Consider the following 16,829-nt stretch of genomic DNA (forward strand, 5'->3'; position numbering starts at 1 on the left):
TGGAGGCCGAGCTGTCGAGCCCGACGAAGGAGCCCATGAAACCCGACGAAATCACCTGGACACCACCGCCCCGCGGCGAGAGCCGCCCGCCGGCCGAGCTGCGCCGCATTCTGCGTCTCTTCCGTCCCTACCGAGGCCGGCTCGCCCTGGTGGGGCTGCTCGTCGGCGCCTCGTCGCTGGTGTCGGTCGCCTCGCCGTTCATGCTGCGCGAAATCCTGGACACCGCCATCCCGCAGGGGCGTACGGGACTGTTGTCGTTGCTCGCCCTCGGCATGATCCTCACGGCCGTGATGAACAGCGTCTTCGGCGTCCTGCAGACCCTGATCTCCACCACGGTCGGCCAGCGCGTCATGCACGATCTGCGCACCGCGGTCTACGCCCAGCTGCAGCGGATGCCGCTGGCCTTCTTCACCAGGACCCGCACCGGCGAGGTGCAGTCCCGCATCGCCAATGACATCGGCGGCATGCAGGCGACCGTCACGTCCACGGCGACGTCGCTGGTCTCCAATCTCACCGCGGTCGTCGCCACGGTCGTCGCCATGCTGGCGCTCGACTGGCGGCTCACCCTGGTCTCGTTGCTCCTGCTGCCCGTCTTCGTCTGGATCAGCCGCCGGGTCGGCCGCGAGCGCAAGAAGATCACCACCCAACGCCAGAAGCAGATGGCCGCCATGGCGGCCACGGTCACCGAATCGCTCTCCGTCAGCGGCATCCTGCTCGGCCGGACGATGGGCCGGGCGGATTCCCTCACCAAGGGTTTCGCCGAGGAGTCCGAGAAGCTGGTCGACCTCGAAGTGCGCTCCAGCATGGCCGGGCGGTGGCGGATGTCGACGATCGGCATCGTCATGGCAGCCATGCCCGCCGTCATCTACTGGGCGGCGGGCCTCGCCCTGCAGTCCGGTGGTCCCGTTGTCTCCATCGGCACACTCGTCGCCTTCGTCTCGCTCCAGCAGGGTCTCTTCCGCCCCGCCGTGAGCCTGCTCTCCACCGGGGTGCAGATGCAGACGTCCCTCGCGCTCTTCCAGCGGATCTTCGAGTACCTCGACCTCGATGTGGACATCACCGAGCCGGAGGACCCCGTCCGGCTGGAAAGGGTCCGCGGTGAGGTCCGCTTCGAGGACGTCGACTTCAGTTACGACGAGAAGAGCGGTCCGACGCTCAGCGGCATCGATGTGACCGTGCCGGCCGGCGGCAGCCTGGCGGTCGTCGGGCCCACCGGTTCCGGAAAGTCCACGCTCAGCTATCTGGTTCCCCGGCTCTACGACGTCACCGGCGGCCGGGTCACGCTCGACGGGGTCGACGTACGCGACCTCGACTTCGACACCCTGGCGCGGGCCGTGGGCGTGGTCTCCCAGGAGACCTACCTCTTCCACGCCTCGGTCGGCGACAATCTGCGCTTCGCCAAACCCGATGCGACCGACGCCGAGATCGAGGCGGCCGCCCGTGCGGCGCAGATCCACGAGCACATCGCCTCACTGCCCGACGGCTACGACACCCTGGTCGGTGAACGCGGCTACCGCTTCTCCGGCGGTGAGAAGCAGCGTCTGGCCATCGCCCGTACGATCCTGCGCGACCCTCCCGTCCTGGTACTCGACGAGGCGACGAGCGCCCTCGACACCCGCACGGAGTTCGCCGTGCAGGAAGCGATCGACGCCCTCTCCGCGGGGCGCACCACCATCACCATCGCGCACAGGCTCTCCACCGTCCGCGACGCCGAACAGATCATCGTGCTGGACGGCGGCCGCACAGCGGAGCGGGGCAGCCACGACGAACTGCTTCAGCAGGACGGCCGCTACGCCGCCCTGGTGCGGCGGGACACCCAACTGGCTCCCGCGGCAAGCTGATCAATGTCGGACCCACCCCGGCCGAGGCTGTACACGCGGCGACGCCGCCGCTCCCGTGGGACAGGGAGCGACGGCGTCGTGCGGAGCAATGGTCAGACGAGCCAACCCACGAAGTGGACGATGCCGGCGAGCAGGTTGGTGATGAGGTTCATCCGGTGTTTCTCCTTGTACGTGGTGCATCTGTGGGACAGCACAGTCGCGGTCTGCAGCCCGTCGCTTGCGCCCCGTAATCATCATCTTTCGCAGGGGAATTGAGCAACGAATGGCGAAACGATCACGCGTTCCAGCGAACATCCGATCCCCTGTTCGTGTGTTCTGTCGTGGGTGGCGGGGTCCGTGTCGGCCGGTTCCGGATTCCGGGCAGCGGGATAGCGTGCCCGCATGGTGAACGAGTCCCCGGACATTCCGCCCCACCACGCGCACCGCGCGCCGCGCCGCAGGCGCCTGGCGCTGTTCATCGGTGTCGTCCTCGTTCTCGTCGTGGCGGCAGCGATCCTCGTACCGTTGCTGACGCGGGGGCCGAAGGTCGAGCAGGCACGCCCACTCGTGATCCCCGAAGGCCGACGGGCGTCCCAGGTGTACGCCGCGGTCGACCGAACCCTGTCCGTCGCGTCCGGCACCACGGAGAAGGCCGTCGCAGCGGCAGATCTGCCGCTCCCGGCCGAGGCGAACGGCAATCCCGAGGGCTACCTCTTCCCGGCGACCTACCCCATCACCTCGCGCACCACCCCGCAGGGCCTGCTCACGTACATGGTCGACACGGCGGTCGAGCGGTTCGGCGCGGACCACATCACCACGGGTGCGCGACGGAATGGTGTCTCCGTCTACCAGTCGGTGACGATCGCCAGCATCGTGCAGGCCGAAGCGGACACCGAGCACGACATGGGCAAGGTCGCCAGAGTCATCTACAACCGGCTCGGTCGGGGCATGCCGCTCCAGATGGACTCCACACTCAACTACGCCCTCAACCGCAGCTCCCTGGACACCACCACCGGCGACACGAAGATCGACAGCCCGTACAACAGCTATGAGCGCAGGGGGCTGCCGCCCACACCCATCGGGAACCCGGGGGAGCAGGCGACGACGGCGGCGATCACCCCCACACCCGGACCGTGGCTGTACTTCGTCACGGTCGCGCCGGGAGACACGCGCTTCACCAGCAGCTACGCGGAACAGCAGAAGAACGTGGAGGAGTTCAACCGCAACCGCCGCAGCGCGTCCAGCGGCTGATCACCCGGGCTGTCGCTCGGGGCGGTCGATGTCCGTCGCTGTCGCCCGGGTCCGGCCGGCACCCGCGCTGTCATGTCGGCGCGTTCGGCACTTGTGCCGTCACGCCAGGGCGGGGGCGAAATCCGCGTGCGTCCCTCTCCCCGTTCCCGTCTCCGTGTCCGGCTCGTCCAGCAGCCGTGTGATCGCACGCACCGCTGCCCGCCCCGCCCGGTTGGCGCCGATCGTGCTGGCGGACGGCCCGTACCCGACGAGGTGGATCCGCTCGTCCCGCGCCGCCCGCGTGCCCTCGACCCGGATGCCGCCGCCCGGCTCACGCAGCTTCAACGGCGCGAGATGATCGATGGCGGCCCGGAATCCGGTCGCCCAGAGGATGACATCGGCCTCTACCGTGCGGCCGTCGTCCCAGGCGACCCCGGTCGGCGTGATCCGGTCGAACATCGGCAGCCGGTCCAGCACCCCGTTCTCGCGGGCGCGCCGCACCGCGTCGGTGAGCGGCAGCCCCGTCACGCTCACCACACTCTGCGGCGGCAGCCCGCGCCGTACTCGCTCCTCCACCATCGCCACGGCGGCCCGCCCCCGGTCCGCGTCGAACGGCCCGCCACGGAACACCGGAGGCCGACGCGTCACCCAGTACGTCTGAGCCGCCACTTCGGCGATCTCCATCAGATGCTGCGTACCGGAGGCTCCGCCACCGACCACCACCACGCGCTGCCCCGCGAACTCGTCGGGTCCCGGGTAGTTCGCGGTGTGCAACTGCCGCCCCCGGAAGGTCTCCTGGCCCGGGTAGCGCGGCCAGAACGGCCGGTCCCAGGTGCCGGTGGCGCTGATGAGGGCGCGGGTGGCATATGTGCCCTCGGACGTCTCGACTAGCAGCCGCCCGTCGTCGCCCTCACGCACCGCGCTCACCTCGACCGGCCGGTGAACCCGCAGGTCGAAGGTGCGCTCATAGGCGTCGAAGTACTCGCCGATCACCTCGGACGAGGGCCGGCTGTCATCGGCTCCGGTGAGTTCCATCCCGGGCAGGGCGTGCATGCCGTGGACTTTGCCGTAGGTCAGCGAGGGCCAGCGGAACTGCCAGGCGCCGCCGGGGCTCGGAGCGTGATCGAGCACGACGAAGTCACGGTCGGGTTCCAGGCCGACACGTCGCAGATGGTAGGCGCCGGACAGTCCTGCCTGTCCGGCGCCCACCACGACGACATCGATCGTGCGTGCTGAGGTCACCCCGAAGTTGTTCACGCTTCTACCAACTTGTCCGAGGGTGCGGATCTTCCCGGGAGCCGCCACGATTCTGGCTCACCGGCCGCTCGACGGCCTGACGCACCGAGCGGGCCGCCGAGACGCCGCCCGACCGGCTCGCCTCCTCGATCATTCCGACCGGCCGACTGCCAAGACCGGTTCACTTCCCCGACCGGCTCACCGCTCCGACGACTCTCCCAGCCGGTTCACCTCCCCGACCGGTTCACCTCCCCGACCGGGTTCACTTCCCCGACCGGGCTCACCGGCCGTCGGCGACCAGCAGCGGAGCCCCGCCGGGCACGGACGCGGGCCGGCCGTTCGCGGCGGGCAGCCCGAGCAGTGGCGACGCCGGGACGGTGGAGAGCAGGCCGCGCGCTGCCAGCTCGGGTGTCACGCCCTCGCCGAACCAGTACGCCTCCTCCAGATGCGGGTAACCGGACAGCACGAAGTGCTCCACACCCAGCGCGTGGTACTCCTCGATCCGGTCGGCGACCTCCGCATGACTTCCGACCAGCGCGGTGCCCGCACCGCCCCGCACCAGGCCGACACCCGCCCACAGATTCGGCGCGATCTCCAGCCTGTCGCGGGAGCCGCCGTGCAGCGCCAGCATCCGCTGCTGCCCGACCGACTCGCTCCGCCCCAAAGCCTGCTGAGCGGCGGCGATCGTCTCGGGATCGAGATCGTCCAGCAGCCGGTTCGCCGTCGCCCACGCCTCGCGCGAGGAGTCGCGGGAGATGGTGTGCAGCCTGATCCCGAAACGGACCGTACGGCCCTGCTGCTCCGCCGGTCCTCGGATCCAGTCGATCTTCTCCTTCACCGCCGCCGGGGGCTCACCCCAGGTGAGATAGACATCGGCGTGCGCGGCGGCCACCGGCCCCGCAGCCGCCGACGACCCACCGAAGAAGATGTCCGGCAGCGGTTCCGGCGGCAGCGCGGTCAGTCCGCCCTCCACCTGGTAGTGCTCACCGTCGAAATCAAACGGCCGTCCGCTCCACACACCCCGGACCACCGAGAGGAACTCCGCGGTCCGCGCATACCGCCGGTCGTGGTCCAAGTGGTCGCCGAAGCGCCGCTGCTCCGTAGAGTCGCCACCCGTCACCACATTGAGCAGCAACCGCCCCCTGGTGATCCGCTGATACGTCGCCGCCATCTGCGCGGCGAGCACCGGCGAGATCACGCCCGGACGGAACGCCACCAGGAACTTCAGCCGGTCGGTGTGCTGAGCCAGGGCGACCGTCGTCAGCCAGGCGTCCTCGCACCAGGTTCCGGTGGGCGTCAGCACGGCCTCGAACCCCAGCTGCTCGGCGGCCTTGGCGATCTGCGTCAGATACTCGATGTCGGGCGCGCGCACCCCGCTCACCGGGGTGATTCGGTTCCGCTTGATCCCGCCGTCGGCGTACGCGTGCCGGTCGACGAGCGTACGGCCGTCACCGCCGGTGGGCAGGAACCAGTGCAGATGAACATTCATGACGAGGCCCTTCGGTACGAGCGGGGAGCTGTCGAGGACGGGGGCAGATCGCGGTTGAAGCGGGTGTCGACGTAGTCCTTGAAGGGATAGCGCCGGGGAATGAGGTTCGGATCGGCGAAGGTGTCGGCGATCGCCTAAGCCGATCCCGGCATCGGCGTTGACGGACTCGCCGAAGACCAGGGCCAGGCATGCGGTGGCGAGTGAACAGCGCAGCCCCGTCATCGCCCCGGGCAGTGCGCCCGGCAGTATCACGTGCTGGGTCAGCCCGCATCGTCCGATCCCCAACGACGCACCGGTTTACGTGAGTTGGGCGTCGACCCTGCGATCTCCCGCGTGCACGTCGAGATACGGATGAAAGGCCACACCGAGCGCGATGAGCGCCACCTTCGGAGCCTCGCCGATTCCGAGCCGGATGATGAGGAGCGGGATCAGCCCGACCCAGGGGGCGGTGCGCAGTATCTGCACACCGGCGTCCACGAGATCCTCGCCGAGTCGTGAGAGCCCGGACACCAGCGCGAGCGCTGTTCCGACCACACCCCCGAGCGCCGGCCCCACGGCGACCCGCTGCAACGAGATGCCCCTCGCCGACGGCAGAGTCCCGTCCACGACCAGATCCGATGCGGCGCGGGCGATGGTGCCGGGCGACGCCGGCATCGGGGTACAGGACTCCGGTGGCGCTGAGTACCTGCCACAGTGCGAGAAGCGGCAGCGGCCTCACGGCACGCCGCATCCAACGGGGTACCGCTCGGAGGCTTACACCCCGGGCGGAAGCCGCAACAATCAGCTCCAGGTCCAGAGACCGGCGAGCAGACAAAAGAGATAGTTCATCGGATTCTGGTGATATATCCGGTGAGGCGAGTGCGGGGCCGATGGTCATGAGGGCTCCATGAGCAGTCCACGGACGGAGGAGGCGCACCCGGCCGCACGCGTACGTCAACCGCAGCGGTCACACGGCACGGCGGCTATGGTTCGCGGTCGGCGGTGCGGCCTGTGCCGGGGCCCATGCGAACACGCACGTACAGCGGCGGGAACGGGCGGCCGGTACGGCCGGTCAGCGAAGGGGAAAGCGCTGAAAGAACGTCAGCAGCCTTGACAACAGGCGGCAGAGGCCACCCGCAGCAGGTCGATATGACCGCGCGAAGTGAGCAGAGCTGAACGGAACATGGCGCCGAACGTAGCGATCCATGACCGAAACGGTCAATGGTGTCTCGGCACGTGAACGCGCGAATCTCGCCGCACGAGCGAGAGGATGCACCCATGCCCCACGCCTTCACGACCAGCGTCCTGCACATCACCACCGGAGCGACGGAGACCGTCACCGACCTCACGCACGACTGCGAGCAGTTCCTCACCCGGACCGCCGCCGCCAGGGACGGTCTGCTCAATGTCTTCGTACCGCATGCAACCGCCGGCATCGCCATCCTCGAAACCGGATCGGGCAGCGACGACGACCTGCTGGCCACCCTCCACACCCTGCTCCCCGCCGACGAGCGCTGGCAGCACCGCCACGGCACCCCCGGTCACGGCCGCGACCACGTACTCCCCGCCCTCGTCCCCCCGCACGCGACCCTTCCGGTGATCGGGGGCCGGCTGGAATTGGGGACGTGGCAGTCGGTGTGCCTGGTCGACACAAATCGCGACAATGCAAACCGTCAGGTTCGTCTGTCGTTCCTCGGGTAGGGCTGCGTCTGCCGTTACTGTAGGAGTGATCTCCGGCCGCACCAAGTGAGAGCCCAGCACCTCACCCCGGCCGAGATCCGCCGTCTACTGGCAACTACCCGTCGGCGCCCTCCTCGACAGGGCAACCACGCGATGAACTGGTCGAGATGGCGCCGACTACACCAGGACCGGGCCCGCCGCTGCCACTACACACGGCGCTGCCACTCGTTCGCAGGACAGACCGGGCGAACCCGCCCCGCACCCGGCACCGCCCCGCTGAAATCCCCACACTCAAGCCGTTGACCAGGACATAAACCGAAGTGTGGCTGGAGTATTAGGCGCGGTCGGCCAAGACCGGGACACCGTGCTGTTCTGGGACAAGGTGACGTGCTTGCGCAGGTACACCAGATCCACAAGCGCAGGGGCCTTGACCCCGGATCCTGGACACTTGAGACGTGGATCTTGAGGATCTGAGAACGGACATCTTGTGGTCATGAAGCACTACCCGCCGGAGTTCAAGGCGGACGCGGTCGCGTTGTACGAGTCGCGGCCGGGAGCGACGATCAGGTCGGTCGCTGCTGATCTGGGGGTCAACCCGGAAACGCTGCGGAACTGGGTCCGGGCGGCCGGAGCGAGTCGGCCCCGGGGACGCCGGGCGGAGGTGCCGGCGGAGCCGCCCACGCCGCTGGAGGCGGAGAACGCCGCTCTGCGCAAGAAGGTCCGCGAACTGGAGGAAGAGCGCGAGATCCTGCGGAAGGCGGCGAAGTATTTCGCAGGGGAGACGCGCTGGTGAACCGCTTCCAGTTCGTCGCCGACCATCAGCGCCGCTACGGCGTGAAGCGGCTGTGCAGCATCCTCGGCATCGCCCGCTCCAGCTTCTACTACTGGCGCCAAACGGCCGCGGACCGCGCCGCCCGGCAGGCGGCCGATGCCAGACTCGCCGCCCGGATACGCACTGTGCACTGTGAATCGGACGGCACCTACGGCGTCCCCAGGATCACCGCCGAACTCCGCGAGGACGGCGAGCACGTCAACCACAAACGGATCGCGCGGGTGATGCGGAGCATCAATCTGGCAGGAGTGCGGCTGCGTCGCAGGCACCGCACCACGATTGCGGACCCGGCCGCGGCGAAGGCCCCGGATCTGATCGGCCGCGACTTCACCGCGAGTGAACCGAACACGAAGTACGTCGGCGACATCACCTATCTCCCCGTGGACGGCGGGAAGTTCCTCTACTTGGCTACCGTCATCGACCTCGCCTCACGCCGCCTGGCCGATCGCGGATCACATGCGCACCGAGCTCGTCACCGACGCGCTGGCCGCCGCCGAACGTACCCGCGGCAGCCTCGCCGGGGCGGTCATGCACACCGATCACGGCGCCCAGGGTGGATTCAACTGGTCGTCGCAACACCTCGATCGCGGAGGTGTGCAATGGGACGGAGCAAGCGACGGATGCTGGAGGCGCCGGCGGGTGCTCGGCGGCAGTGGGCGGCGGATCGGGCGCTCCGGCCACCGGTGCGTTCTCCGGGGCGGCCGGAGCCGTCTCGCGCGGTGCAGCGGGAGTTCTGGCGCCTGATCGCGTCGGGGGTGACGACGGTTGAGGCCGCGGGCGAGGTGGGTGTGTCGTGGCCGGTCGGGTCGCGGTGGTTCCGTCACGCTGGTGGGATGCCGCCGCTCAGCCTGGACGAGCCCACGGGCCGCTACTTGTCGTTCGCCGAGAGGGAGGAGATCGCGCTGCTTCGCGCTCAGGAGGCTGGCGTGCGCGAGATCGCGCGCCGGATCGGACGCGACCCGGGGACCGTTTCTCGCGAGTTGCGCCGCAACGCGGCGACCAGGAGCGGGAAGCAGGTCTACCGCGCTCTGGTGGCGCAGTGGAAAGCGCAGCAGGCCGCGAAACGTCCGAAGTCGGCGAAGCTCGTGGGCAACGACAGGTTGCGTGAGTACGTGCAAGAGCGGCTTGATGGGAGCGTCCGCCGACCCGACGGCACGATCGTCACGGGCCCCGAGACGCCCGTGTGGAAGGGCCTGAACAAGCCGCATCGGCAGGACAGGCGATGGGCGATGGCGTGGAGTCCGGAGCAGCTGCCGTCGCGGGCCGTCGCGTTGCCGGTGTCGAGGGCCGTGTCGCCGACGGAGGCGGTGAGGGGCTCAACGAGTGCGTGCAACTCTGCTGTCGCACCGGACCGTTCGGCCCCTTCGAGGCGGTCTATCAGGGCCTCGAATCGTCCGGCCCACAGCCCTTCCTGCCGCGCCCGCTCCGCGCCGGTATCGCCTGGCGGCGGGGGCGTGAGGGCTTGCGCGGTGCGATCGAGCCGCACCAGCTCTGTCCTCACACGCTCGGCGTCACCGCGACCGACCAACTCCGCGGCACGACGTTGCGTCACGGGCCAGAACGCGGTATCCACGGCCCGGACCACTGCCCGTCCGCCTTCCGACGCCAGTGCCGTCAGTTCCTCAAACAGCATGCTTGCCCCCATTCGCCGCCGGACAGCCACTCACGACTCATCCCTGTACACGTTCGGAATTGTCGAAATGTTCCCGCGGAGACAGCGGCGAGGAGCGTGTGCTGCATCTCCGAACAGTGCTGCGGGTCCACGGCCTGACTCTCCCGCTGATCGCCTACAGCACCGGATCCCGAGCCCTCTGCGGGTCAGGGGAAAGGCGGCGAGCTGCCGAGTACATGAAGACGAGCAGCACCCGCACGGCGGGCAGCGCTTCGGCGCGGTCGGCCAGCACGTCCTTCTTCGGGGTACCCGCGTAGTCGACGATCACCGGCAGGGCGGCGGAGTCGGCGTCGTCGTAGCCTTCGGCGATCATGCTCGCAGGGACGACGGTGAAGGTGGTCAAGCGCTACGACTCTTGATCGGGCAGTCGGCAGGATGCTGGGGTTCCGGAGCGCGGCCCAGCCATGGTCGGCTTTCCCGCGCGTCGTCGGCCCTTCGTCTTCTGCGGCCATCCCGAGTGAAACGGCCACAGAAGACGGGTCTGGTGTGTGCGCAGCAACCGGATAGCCTGGGTTGCCTTAACGGAGGTTGGTGGATACAAACGCCAGCAATACCAACCGTAACGTCCGGTTGAGCTTCTTCGGCGGGTGAGTCGCTGCAACTGCACTGTAGAGCGCAAGTCCGGCCGCACCAACTGAGCTGCGTACCGGTTGTGAGGCCATGCACCTGCCCGGGCACTGAGCCGTGCTAGCCGATCGGCGACTTCGCCCCCAGTATTTGGCGCGGCGGGCCCGAACCATGTCATAAGCCTTGCGTCACGACTGCCCGCCGCGGGCCGTCCGGCTGCGGCGAGCCTGGAGCAGGACACCGCTGGTGTTGAGGCGGAAGTGGTGACCTCTTCGTCCCGAATGAGGTCCGGGCAGGATCGACACCGGGCAGTTTGCCTGCTGAAGCGTCCGTACCGCCGCTTCGGGTGGCACCCCTCTCGGAATGCCGGTGCGGCGCAGCACATCGGACCACGGTCGGGTCCATTCCTGCCCGGCGAGCGGAGAGATGTCGAGAGACGAGGCGAGCGGCTACCACACGTGCCGGCGCTGTGCCGCGTCGTCCTCGGCGGCCGCGCGGCGGTCAGTGAAGGGGAGGTCCGAGTTCCGCCAGGACTCCCTGAGCCCGATGTGCGCGGCGATACATGGACGGCGCGGCAATAAGCGGCATGGAATTCGTCTTTCGCCAGGCTGCGAGGCGCTGCCGCGTCGTCACACCGGTCCACCGTAGATCCCCCATCACCTGCTGAGGGGCGAACAAATGCCCAATAACGTACGGTGTGATGAACGCAGCAAGCCGGGCTCGCCGTGACGGAAGTGGCTACGCAGCGCGCGGTGGCCCCGGCTCCTCAAGGCCGGGAGAAGAAGCATGACGATAGGCGTCTGGCAGCAGCCCATGAGCCGCCGCTGCACGGCCCTGCGCAGCGGGGTCCCGCTGGTCACTCTGGCGCTCGCCACCACAGGCTTCGGTGCATCGGTCCCGCCCGGGGCAATAGCCGACTCCCCCCGATCCCTCGCTGCCAGCCATGGCACACGAGACCCGGGTGCCGCCAGTGCACCGCCGAGCCGTACCAGCAGCGATGCTGCCCCGGCCACCGCGAGTACCGCCCCGTCGGCACCTGCCGCCACCTGCACCGACCGATACCTGTCCGGCATGACCACTGCTCAACGGGTCGGACAGCTTTTCATGGGGGGAATCTCCGCGGCCCACCCCGACCAAGCTCAGCTGCGCACTCTGCGCGACAACCATGTGGGGTCAGTCATGCTGACCGGCCGCAGCACCGCCGGTACGACGGCGACCAGAAAGCTCGTCGACGGTTTCCGAGGCCAAGCGGACCGGGTTGCCGACCGGCGGGTCGGCCTCCTGGTCGCGACCGATCAGGAGGGCGGCCGGGTGCAGGTGCTCAACGGCCCCGGCTTCTCGGTCATGCCCAGCGGCCTGACCCAGGGCAGCTGGCCGACCGCGACGCTGCGTACCCAGGCCGCCGGATGGGCCAAACAGCTCAAGGCTGCTGGGGTCAACCTGAATCTGGCACCGGTCGCCGACGTGGTCCCGGCCGCTCTGGGTACCCGCAACATCCCCATCGGTTCCTTCCAGCGCGAGTACGGCCATACCGCGGACACCGTGACCTCCCACATCGGCGCCTTCGCCGCCGGCTTCGCGCAGTCGGGCGTGATGACCTCGCTCAAGCACTTTCCCGGGCTGGGCCAGGTGATCGGCAACACCGACACCACCGCCAACGTCGTGGACTCGGTGACGACCACCGGCAGTTCCAGCCTCACGCCGTTCCGGGCCGGGATCCGGGCCGGGTCACCTTTCGTGATGGTCTCGTCGGCCACCTACACCAAGATCGACCACAAGCACCTGGCGGCCTTCTCACCGACGGTCATCGACCACCTGCTGCGCAGCCAACTCGGCTTCAAGGGAGTGGTCATCTCGGATGACCTCGGGAATGCGGTCGCGGTACGGTCCTTCAGCCCCGGCCAGCGGGCCGTGAACTTCATCGCAGCCGGCGGAGACATGATCCTCACGGTGCGGCCGAGCACCGTACCCGCGATGACACAGGCCATTCAGACCCGGATGCGGCAGGACGCTTCGTTCCGGGCCAAGGTCAACGACAGCGTGCGGCGGATACTCGACGCGAAGCGCAACGCGGGCTTGCTCGACTGCCGCTGAGGCCTTGAAGCAACAGCACGGTGCGAAGCGCTGTGTGCATCCACCCGGGATCAATGGCCACGCCCACAGTGCCATCCCGGCCTCGGTCGTGTCGAGGCCCGGCCTGACCTCGTCGACGACGCGGAGCCAGAGGGCGAGGCAGGCGCGCTGTGCCTGCTTCGACGCCTTGCGTCCCTCCCCGGCAGCTGGTCGGGCTCGCCGATGAGCAGATCGATCAAGTGGCTGTGCTGTAAGGCGAATTCGATGTACGAGCGCAGCAGGAAGTGCAGGTTCTCGTCCGGGGTGGTGGCGCGGGCGAGCGCCGCCTTGGTGCCGACGCGGGCTACCGCTGGGACGAGGAGGTCCGTCCTGCCTGGACGCCTCGCCCTCGTCCAGCGGGCCGGCGCGCTCGCCGCCCGTCCGAGGTTCCGGTGCGGGCGGCACCAGCGGCCAGCTGCCGGGCCCGCTGAGCCGTTGGTCGGACACCCGTGACACACCCGTACCGCCCCCCGAGTCCTTCCGGGCCCGGTGGCGACGCACCCGAGAAGGGCGGCGACATGAGCACCCGGGAGTCCTTCCTCGCACGGATCACACAGTCGCACTGGCCGACGTACCCGCGACCGAGATACCCGACAGCGTCCCCGTCCCCCGCGACTGCCGGAGCAGTCACGCCGGAAACGATCCCGCAGCCCTCTTCGTCGAGCGCGTCGCCGAGTACCGGGCCACCGTGATCCGCACGACCGAGGAGGGGGTCGGAGGCCGGCCTTTCAACCGTGAGAGGGAGGCCTCCCGTGCGTCCGGGGTTGCTGCAGCCGGGCCGCGAGCTCCCCCGGCAGGACGTCCCGGTTTGCCGGAGTGAGCTGGACGACCTCGATGTCGGCGCGCCGCTTGAGGGCGTCGGTGAACGGATCGCGGTGCGCGTGGACCGTGGCGACGACGTCGACGTCTGCGACGAACAGCGCGCCGACCGCCTCCCGGAACGCCGTGCACGCCAGTTCCATCCGCCCCAGCTCGTCGATGAGCACCAGCCGCCCTGTTGCCTCCTCGGTTGCTGCCGGCCGAAGCGACGGCAGCGCCAGTCCTTCCATGACGCCCATGTCGACGCCGTATTTCCCCACCCGTGGCGGACCGGGCAGGTCGACGTGGGCGAGCACCTCCCGCTGGCCTGCCAGGGTCTCCAGGGCGAAACCGACGCGGGCGCCGGATTGCCGGATCTCCTCCGTGGTGAAGCCGGTGGCCGCGTGAGTGGGCAGCAGCGCGGCCAGCCGGCGGAGGGCGGTCGTCTTGCCCGCGCCAGGGCGGCCCTCAAGCAGAATCCTCGTCGGCACACTGCCATCTTCACTCCCGCTTCCGGAAGCGGCCCGGGTGGGCTCGGCCGAACGGGGGATTTGGGGTGCGGACCGGTGCCGGTGCCGCCGTTGCGGGTAAGGCGGCGCGCATGAGCGGAATTGAACTCAGCAGCACCGCGTTCGACGACAAAACGGTGATCCCCCGTCGGTACAGCGGGGAAGGTGAGAACATGTCACCGCCTCTGACCTGGTCGGGGGTGCCCCACGAGGCCACGGAGCTGGTGCTCCTGTGCGAGGACCCGGACGCGCCGGGGACGACCTTCCTGCACTGGCTGGTGACCGGCATCGATCCGAGGACCACCGGGGCGGCGGAGGGCCAGAAGCCCCAGGGGGGCCTTCCGTGGCCCAATGGCTTCGGCCGCGTGGGCTGGGGAGGGCCGATTGCCTCCACCGGGGCACGGGCCGCACCGCTACTTCTTCCGCCTGTACGCCCTGTCCGAGCCGCTGCCGCTGCACGACCACCCGGGCACCGAGGACGTGCACCGCGCCCTGAAGGGCAGGGAGCTGGCCTCCGGCACCCTGGTCGGGGCCTATCAGCGCTGACGCGTCAGTGCTGGTCGTAGCCATGGGGCGCCGTACAGCCGGACGAACCGGGCCGCGGTGACCATCCTGCGGTGCACCAGGCCGCGGGCCCGCCGCTCGTACAGCTGGACGTGCTCCTGCCCACCATGCCCGATCGGCTGGACGAGCCGGCCACCGGAGCGGAGCTGATCCACGAGCGGCTCAGGCACTCGCGGGAAGGCCGCGCAGACGATGACGGCGTCGTACGGGGCACGGGCCGACATCCCGAGGGTCCCGTCGCCGAGTACGACTTCGGTATTGCCGACGCCCTGCCCGGCCAGCCGCAAGCGGGCCTCGTCGACCAGGTCGGGCCAGCGCTCGACGCTGACAACGTACGCGGCCAAGCGGGCCAGCAGCGCGGTCTGCCAGCCGTATCCGGTCCCGACCTCCAGGACTTGTTCGTCTCCGGTGAGGCCGAGAGCGGAGACCATCATGGCGATCAGCGTGGGCTGGGTGGTCACCTGCCCGTGGGGGAGTGGCACAGGCGTGTCCCGGTACGCGGATGCACCCCGTCCGCGGGGACGAATTCCGCCCGAGGGATGCTCCGTACGGCCTCCAGGAGACGGTCGTCGGTCACGCCCACGGCATGGGCCGCGCGGACCAGGTCCTCGGGGGTCCCTTCATGGGGCATCGGACCGCGGGGCCGCGTCACAGCCGATGGGTTCGTAGTGGTCCGAGCCGGGCCGCTTGACCATCGGCTCGGTGAGCCGGCCCTGCTGGCCGAGCCACCGGGCGCGGACTGTCGGCTGTTCCAGGGCGTACCCCAGCGCGTTGGCCAACGCCGGCAACACTACCGCCCAGGTCTTGGGCGGGGTGATCAAGACGTCCGTCTCCTCCGCGCCGCTCCTGCTCCTGTCCATGCGCCCCATTCGCCGCTCATCCGCCGCGCTGCCCCTCCAAACCAGTGTCGGCACGTTCCGCGCGCGGCGCGATCCGGGGCGGTCGGGCAAGGGGCGACCCGTGAACCGGGAGGCACAGCGCGTCGGCGTCAGGACGGGGTCCCCAGGTCGGTGTACCGCAGCAGGGCGCCCACGCCCTCGTACAGCCTCAGCTCGTTCTCCGGTACGACGACCAGCTCGGCCCCGGTGCCGACGAGGGCCCGGACGAGGGCCTCGTCGGCGCGTTCCTCGCGCGGGGCCCGAACGCCGAAGGACATCAGCTCCGGCTCGGTCAGGGCGAGCTGAGTGGGCTGGGAGCCCGCCCAGAGCCGCAGCGAAGACCCTGGCGGCCGGTTCAGCAGGAGTGCCGCGACCTGGCCGCGCTGGAGGGCGGCGACGGTCGCGGCCAGCCCCTCCGTCATGGGTCCGTCCAGGGCCCGCCGGCCGATGAAGATGTCCACGAGTTCCCGGTCGTGCGCGGCCATGCGGCCGCGGAAGACGCCGTCGAGCTGTGGCTCCAACAGGGCGCGTCCGGTATCGGTGAGGGTCCGGCCGCCCACGCGTACGACCTTGTCCCGCAGGGTGTGCGGCAGGCGGCGGATCAGTACGTTGCACGCCCACTCGTTCCCGCCCACGACGACGGCGTCGGCATGGGCGCGCCGCGCCCGTTCGTCCAGCCGGTGGCCGAGCCGGAGGGAGGTGCGGTGCCAGGTCGCCACCGCGACCCTGCGGTGCAGCCGCTCACCCGGGGTGACTGTGGACGCGGGCCAGGTGCCGGTCTCCGCCTCCAGAGTTACCCAGCCATGGGTCTCGGCGGTCGGAAGGCCGCCGTAGTGGACGACTACGGCCATGTAGGGGATCTGCGGAGCGTGCTGGGTGACCAGGGGCATCGCGTCCGGCAGGGTGCTGTAGCGCGCGGAGTCGCGTTCGGGCGGCTTGGGCAGCTCCCCGTCCAGGACGAGTGCGCCGTGGGCGGCGAAGATGGCCTGACCGTGCACCCCCGGCACCTCTGTGTCAGCACCGACCGCCTCCTCCAGTACGTTCAGCAGCGCCCGGTCCGAGCCCTGACGGGACAGACTCTCGCGCAGCCGCCGCCAGCGCAGCGCGATCGCCCGCTCGGGATGCTCGACGTCTCGGGAGGTGTCCAGGTATACGGAGGCGAACGGGCCCGGCTCCGCGTAGAGGGGTTCAAGAAACGACAACCTCATCGCCACTCCTCGTCGATGGCCTCCCCTCTTTTGATGATGCGCGCCCCGGGGAGCGATGGGGCTCGACGAGTGCAAAGCGGTGCGGAACGCGGGGCGGTCGGGCGCCAGCTGGCAGCAGCCGGCCCATCGTGAGCATGGTGGCGGTGACCAGGCCGTCCAACACCGCCAGGCCGCGGGCCGGGACAGCAGGGCGCTGAGCAGTCGGGCTCCGTGGCCGAGGCCCATTGGGGCTGCGGCGGGCAATAGGTAGGGCCG

11 protein-coding genes and 6 pseudogenes are annotated in these 16,829 nt (G+C 69.6%); 7 read left to right on the forward strand and 10 right to left on the reverse strand.

The annotated features are described in order from the left end of the window. The first annotated feature begins 35 nt into the window (after window positions 1-35). The gene (locus tag ACZ68L_RS33610) at window positions 36-1,841 is read left to right on the forward strand and encodes an ABC transporter ATP-binding protein (RefSeq protein ID WP_469584760.1); all 1,806 of its coding nucleotides are present in this window, start codon (window positions 36-38) and stop codon (window positions 1,839-1,841) included. A gap of 381 nt (window positions 1,842-2,222) precedes the next feature. Further along, window positions 2,223-3,071: an endolytic transglycosylase MltG gene (gene mltG, locus ACZ68L_RS33615; protein WP_469584762.1), complete on the forward strand. Its 849-nt coding sequence runs from the start codon at window positions 2,223-2,225 to the stop codon at window positions 3,069-3,071. A gap of 99 nt (window positions 3,072-3,170) precedes the next feature. Here the strand turns inward: mltG and ACZ68L_RS33620 are convergent, their stop codons facing one another. The 5 genes and pseudogenes from ACZ68L_RS33620 to ACZ68L_RS33640 form a co-directional block, all read right to left on the reverse strand. Further along, window positions 3,171-4,292 (reverse strand): NAD(P)-binding domain-containing protein, encoded by a 1,122-nt coding sequence (locus ACZ68L_RS33620; RefSeq protein ID WP_469584765.1) that lies wholly within the window; start codon window positions 4,290-4,292, stop codon window positions 3,171-3,173. A 274-nt stretch (window positions 4,293-4,566) separates the two neighbouring features. Then, on the reverse strand, window positions 4,567-5,775 hold the full coding sequence (locus ACZ68L_RS33625) for an LLM class flavin-dependent oxidoreductase (protein WP_469584810.1): 1,209 nt from the start codon (window positions 5,773-5,775) through the stop codon (window positions 4,567-4,569). Continuing rightward, a pseudogene (locus tag ACZ68L_RS33630) lies at window positions 5,772-5,906 on the reverse strand (ABC transporter substrate-binding protein); the annotation flags it as partial. The gene ACZ68L_RS33625 and the pseudogene ACZ68L_RS33630, both read right to left, overlap by 4 nt. A gap of 7 nt (window positions 5,907-5,913) precedes the next feature. Further along, window positions 5,914-6,652 (reverse strand): annotated as a pseudogene (locus tag ACZ68L_RS33635) (ABC transporter permease); the annotation flags it as partial. A 203-nt stretch (window positions 6,653-6,855) separates the two neighbouring features. After that, window positions 6,856-6,939, reverse strand: a complete 84-nt coding sequence (locus tag ACZ68L_RS33640) for a putative leader peptide (protein WP_469584812.1) — start codon at window positions 6,937-6,939, stop codon at window positions 6,856-6,858. A gap of 93 nt (window positions 6,940-7,032) precedes the next feature. On the opposite strand from ACZ68L_RS33640, the gene ACZ68L_RS33645 reads away from it, so the two are divergent. The 3 genes and pseudogenes from ACZ68L_RS33645 to ACZ68L_RS33655 form a co-directional block, all read left to right on the forward strand. Further along, window positions 7,033-7,455: a secondary thiamine-phosphate synthase enzyme YjbQ gene (locus ACZ68L_RS33645; protein ID WP_469584768.1), complete on the forward strand. Its 423-nt coding sequence runs from the start codon at window positions 7,033-7,035 to the stop codon at window positions 7,453-7,455. Between the two features lie 466 nt (window positions 7,456-7,921). After that, window positions 7,922-8,818 (forward strand): annotated as a pseudogene (locus ACZ68L_RS33650) (IS3 family transposase); the annotation flags it as partial. Window positions 8,819-8,886: 68 nt separating this feature from the next. Then, window positions 8,887-9,523: pseudogene (locus ACZ68L_RS33655) on the forward strand (transposase); the annotation flags it as partial. A 530-nt stretch (window positions 9,524-10,053) separates the two neighbouring features. Here the strand turns inward: ACZ68L_RS33655 and ACZ68L_RS33660 are convergent. Continuing rightward, a complete protein-coding gene (locus ACZ68L_RS33660) occupies window positions 10,054-10,281 on the reverse strand; it encodes a hypothetical protein (RefSeq protein WP_469584818.1) in 228 nt (75 codons plus the stop codon). Between the two features lie 1,295 nt (window positions 10,282-11,576). Here ACZ68L_RS33660 and ACZ68L_RS33665 point away from each other — a divergent pair. Continuing rightward, complete coding sequence (locus tag ACZ68L_RS33665) at window positions 11,577-12,599, forward strand: glycoside hydrolase family 3 N-terminal domain-containing protein (protein WP_469584771.1); 1,023 nt, start codon at window positions 11,577-11,579, stop codon at window positions 12,597-12,599. A gap of 746 nt (window positions 12,600-13,345) precedes the next feature. Here ACZ68L_RS33665 and ACZ68L_RS33670 read toward each other — a convergent pair. Further along, window positions 13,346-13,906, reverse strand: a complete 561-nt coding sequence (locus ACZ68L_RS33670; RefSeq protein ID WP_469584774.1) for a nucleoside-triphosphatase — start codon at window positions 13,904-13,906, stop codon at window positions 13,346-13,348. Between the two features lie 110 nt (window positions 13,907-14,016). Here ACZ68L_RS33670 and ACZ68L_RS33675 point away from each other — a divergent pair. Next, window positions 14,017-14,470 (forward strand): annotated as a pseudogene (locus tag ACZ68L_RS33675) (YbhB/YbcL family Raf kinase inhibitor-like protein). Here the strand turns inward: ACZ68L_RS33675 and ACZ68L_RS33680 are convergent. From ACZ68L_RS33680 to ACZ68L_RS33690, 3 genes and pseudogenes are all read right to left on the reverse strand, one after another. Then, window positions 14,461-14,970, reverse strand: coding sequence for a protein-L-isoaspartate O-methyltransferase family protein (locus ACZ68L_RS33680; RefSeq protein WP_469584776.1), 510 nt, complete (start codon window positions 14,968-14,970; stop codon window positions 14,461-14,463). The pseudogene ACZ68L_RS33675 and the gene ACZ68L_RS33680 overlap by 10 nt on opposite strands. A gap of 159 nt (window positions 14,971-15,129) precedes the next feature. After that, a pseudogene (locus ACZ68L_RS33685) lies at window positions 15,130-15,348 on the reverse strand (hypothetical protein); the annotation flags it as partial. A gap of 128 nt (window positions 15,349-15,476) precedes the next feature. Further along, entirely contained in the window at window positions 15,477-16,574 is a 1,098-nt protein-coding gene (locus ACZ68L_RS33690; protein WP_469584779.1) for a baeRF2 domain-containing protein, read from the reverse strand. Window positions 16,575-16,829 lie beyond the last annotated feature (255 nt).

Source organism: Streptomyces sp. NPDC104309, from assembly GCF_055584025.1.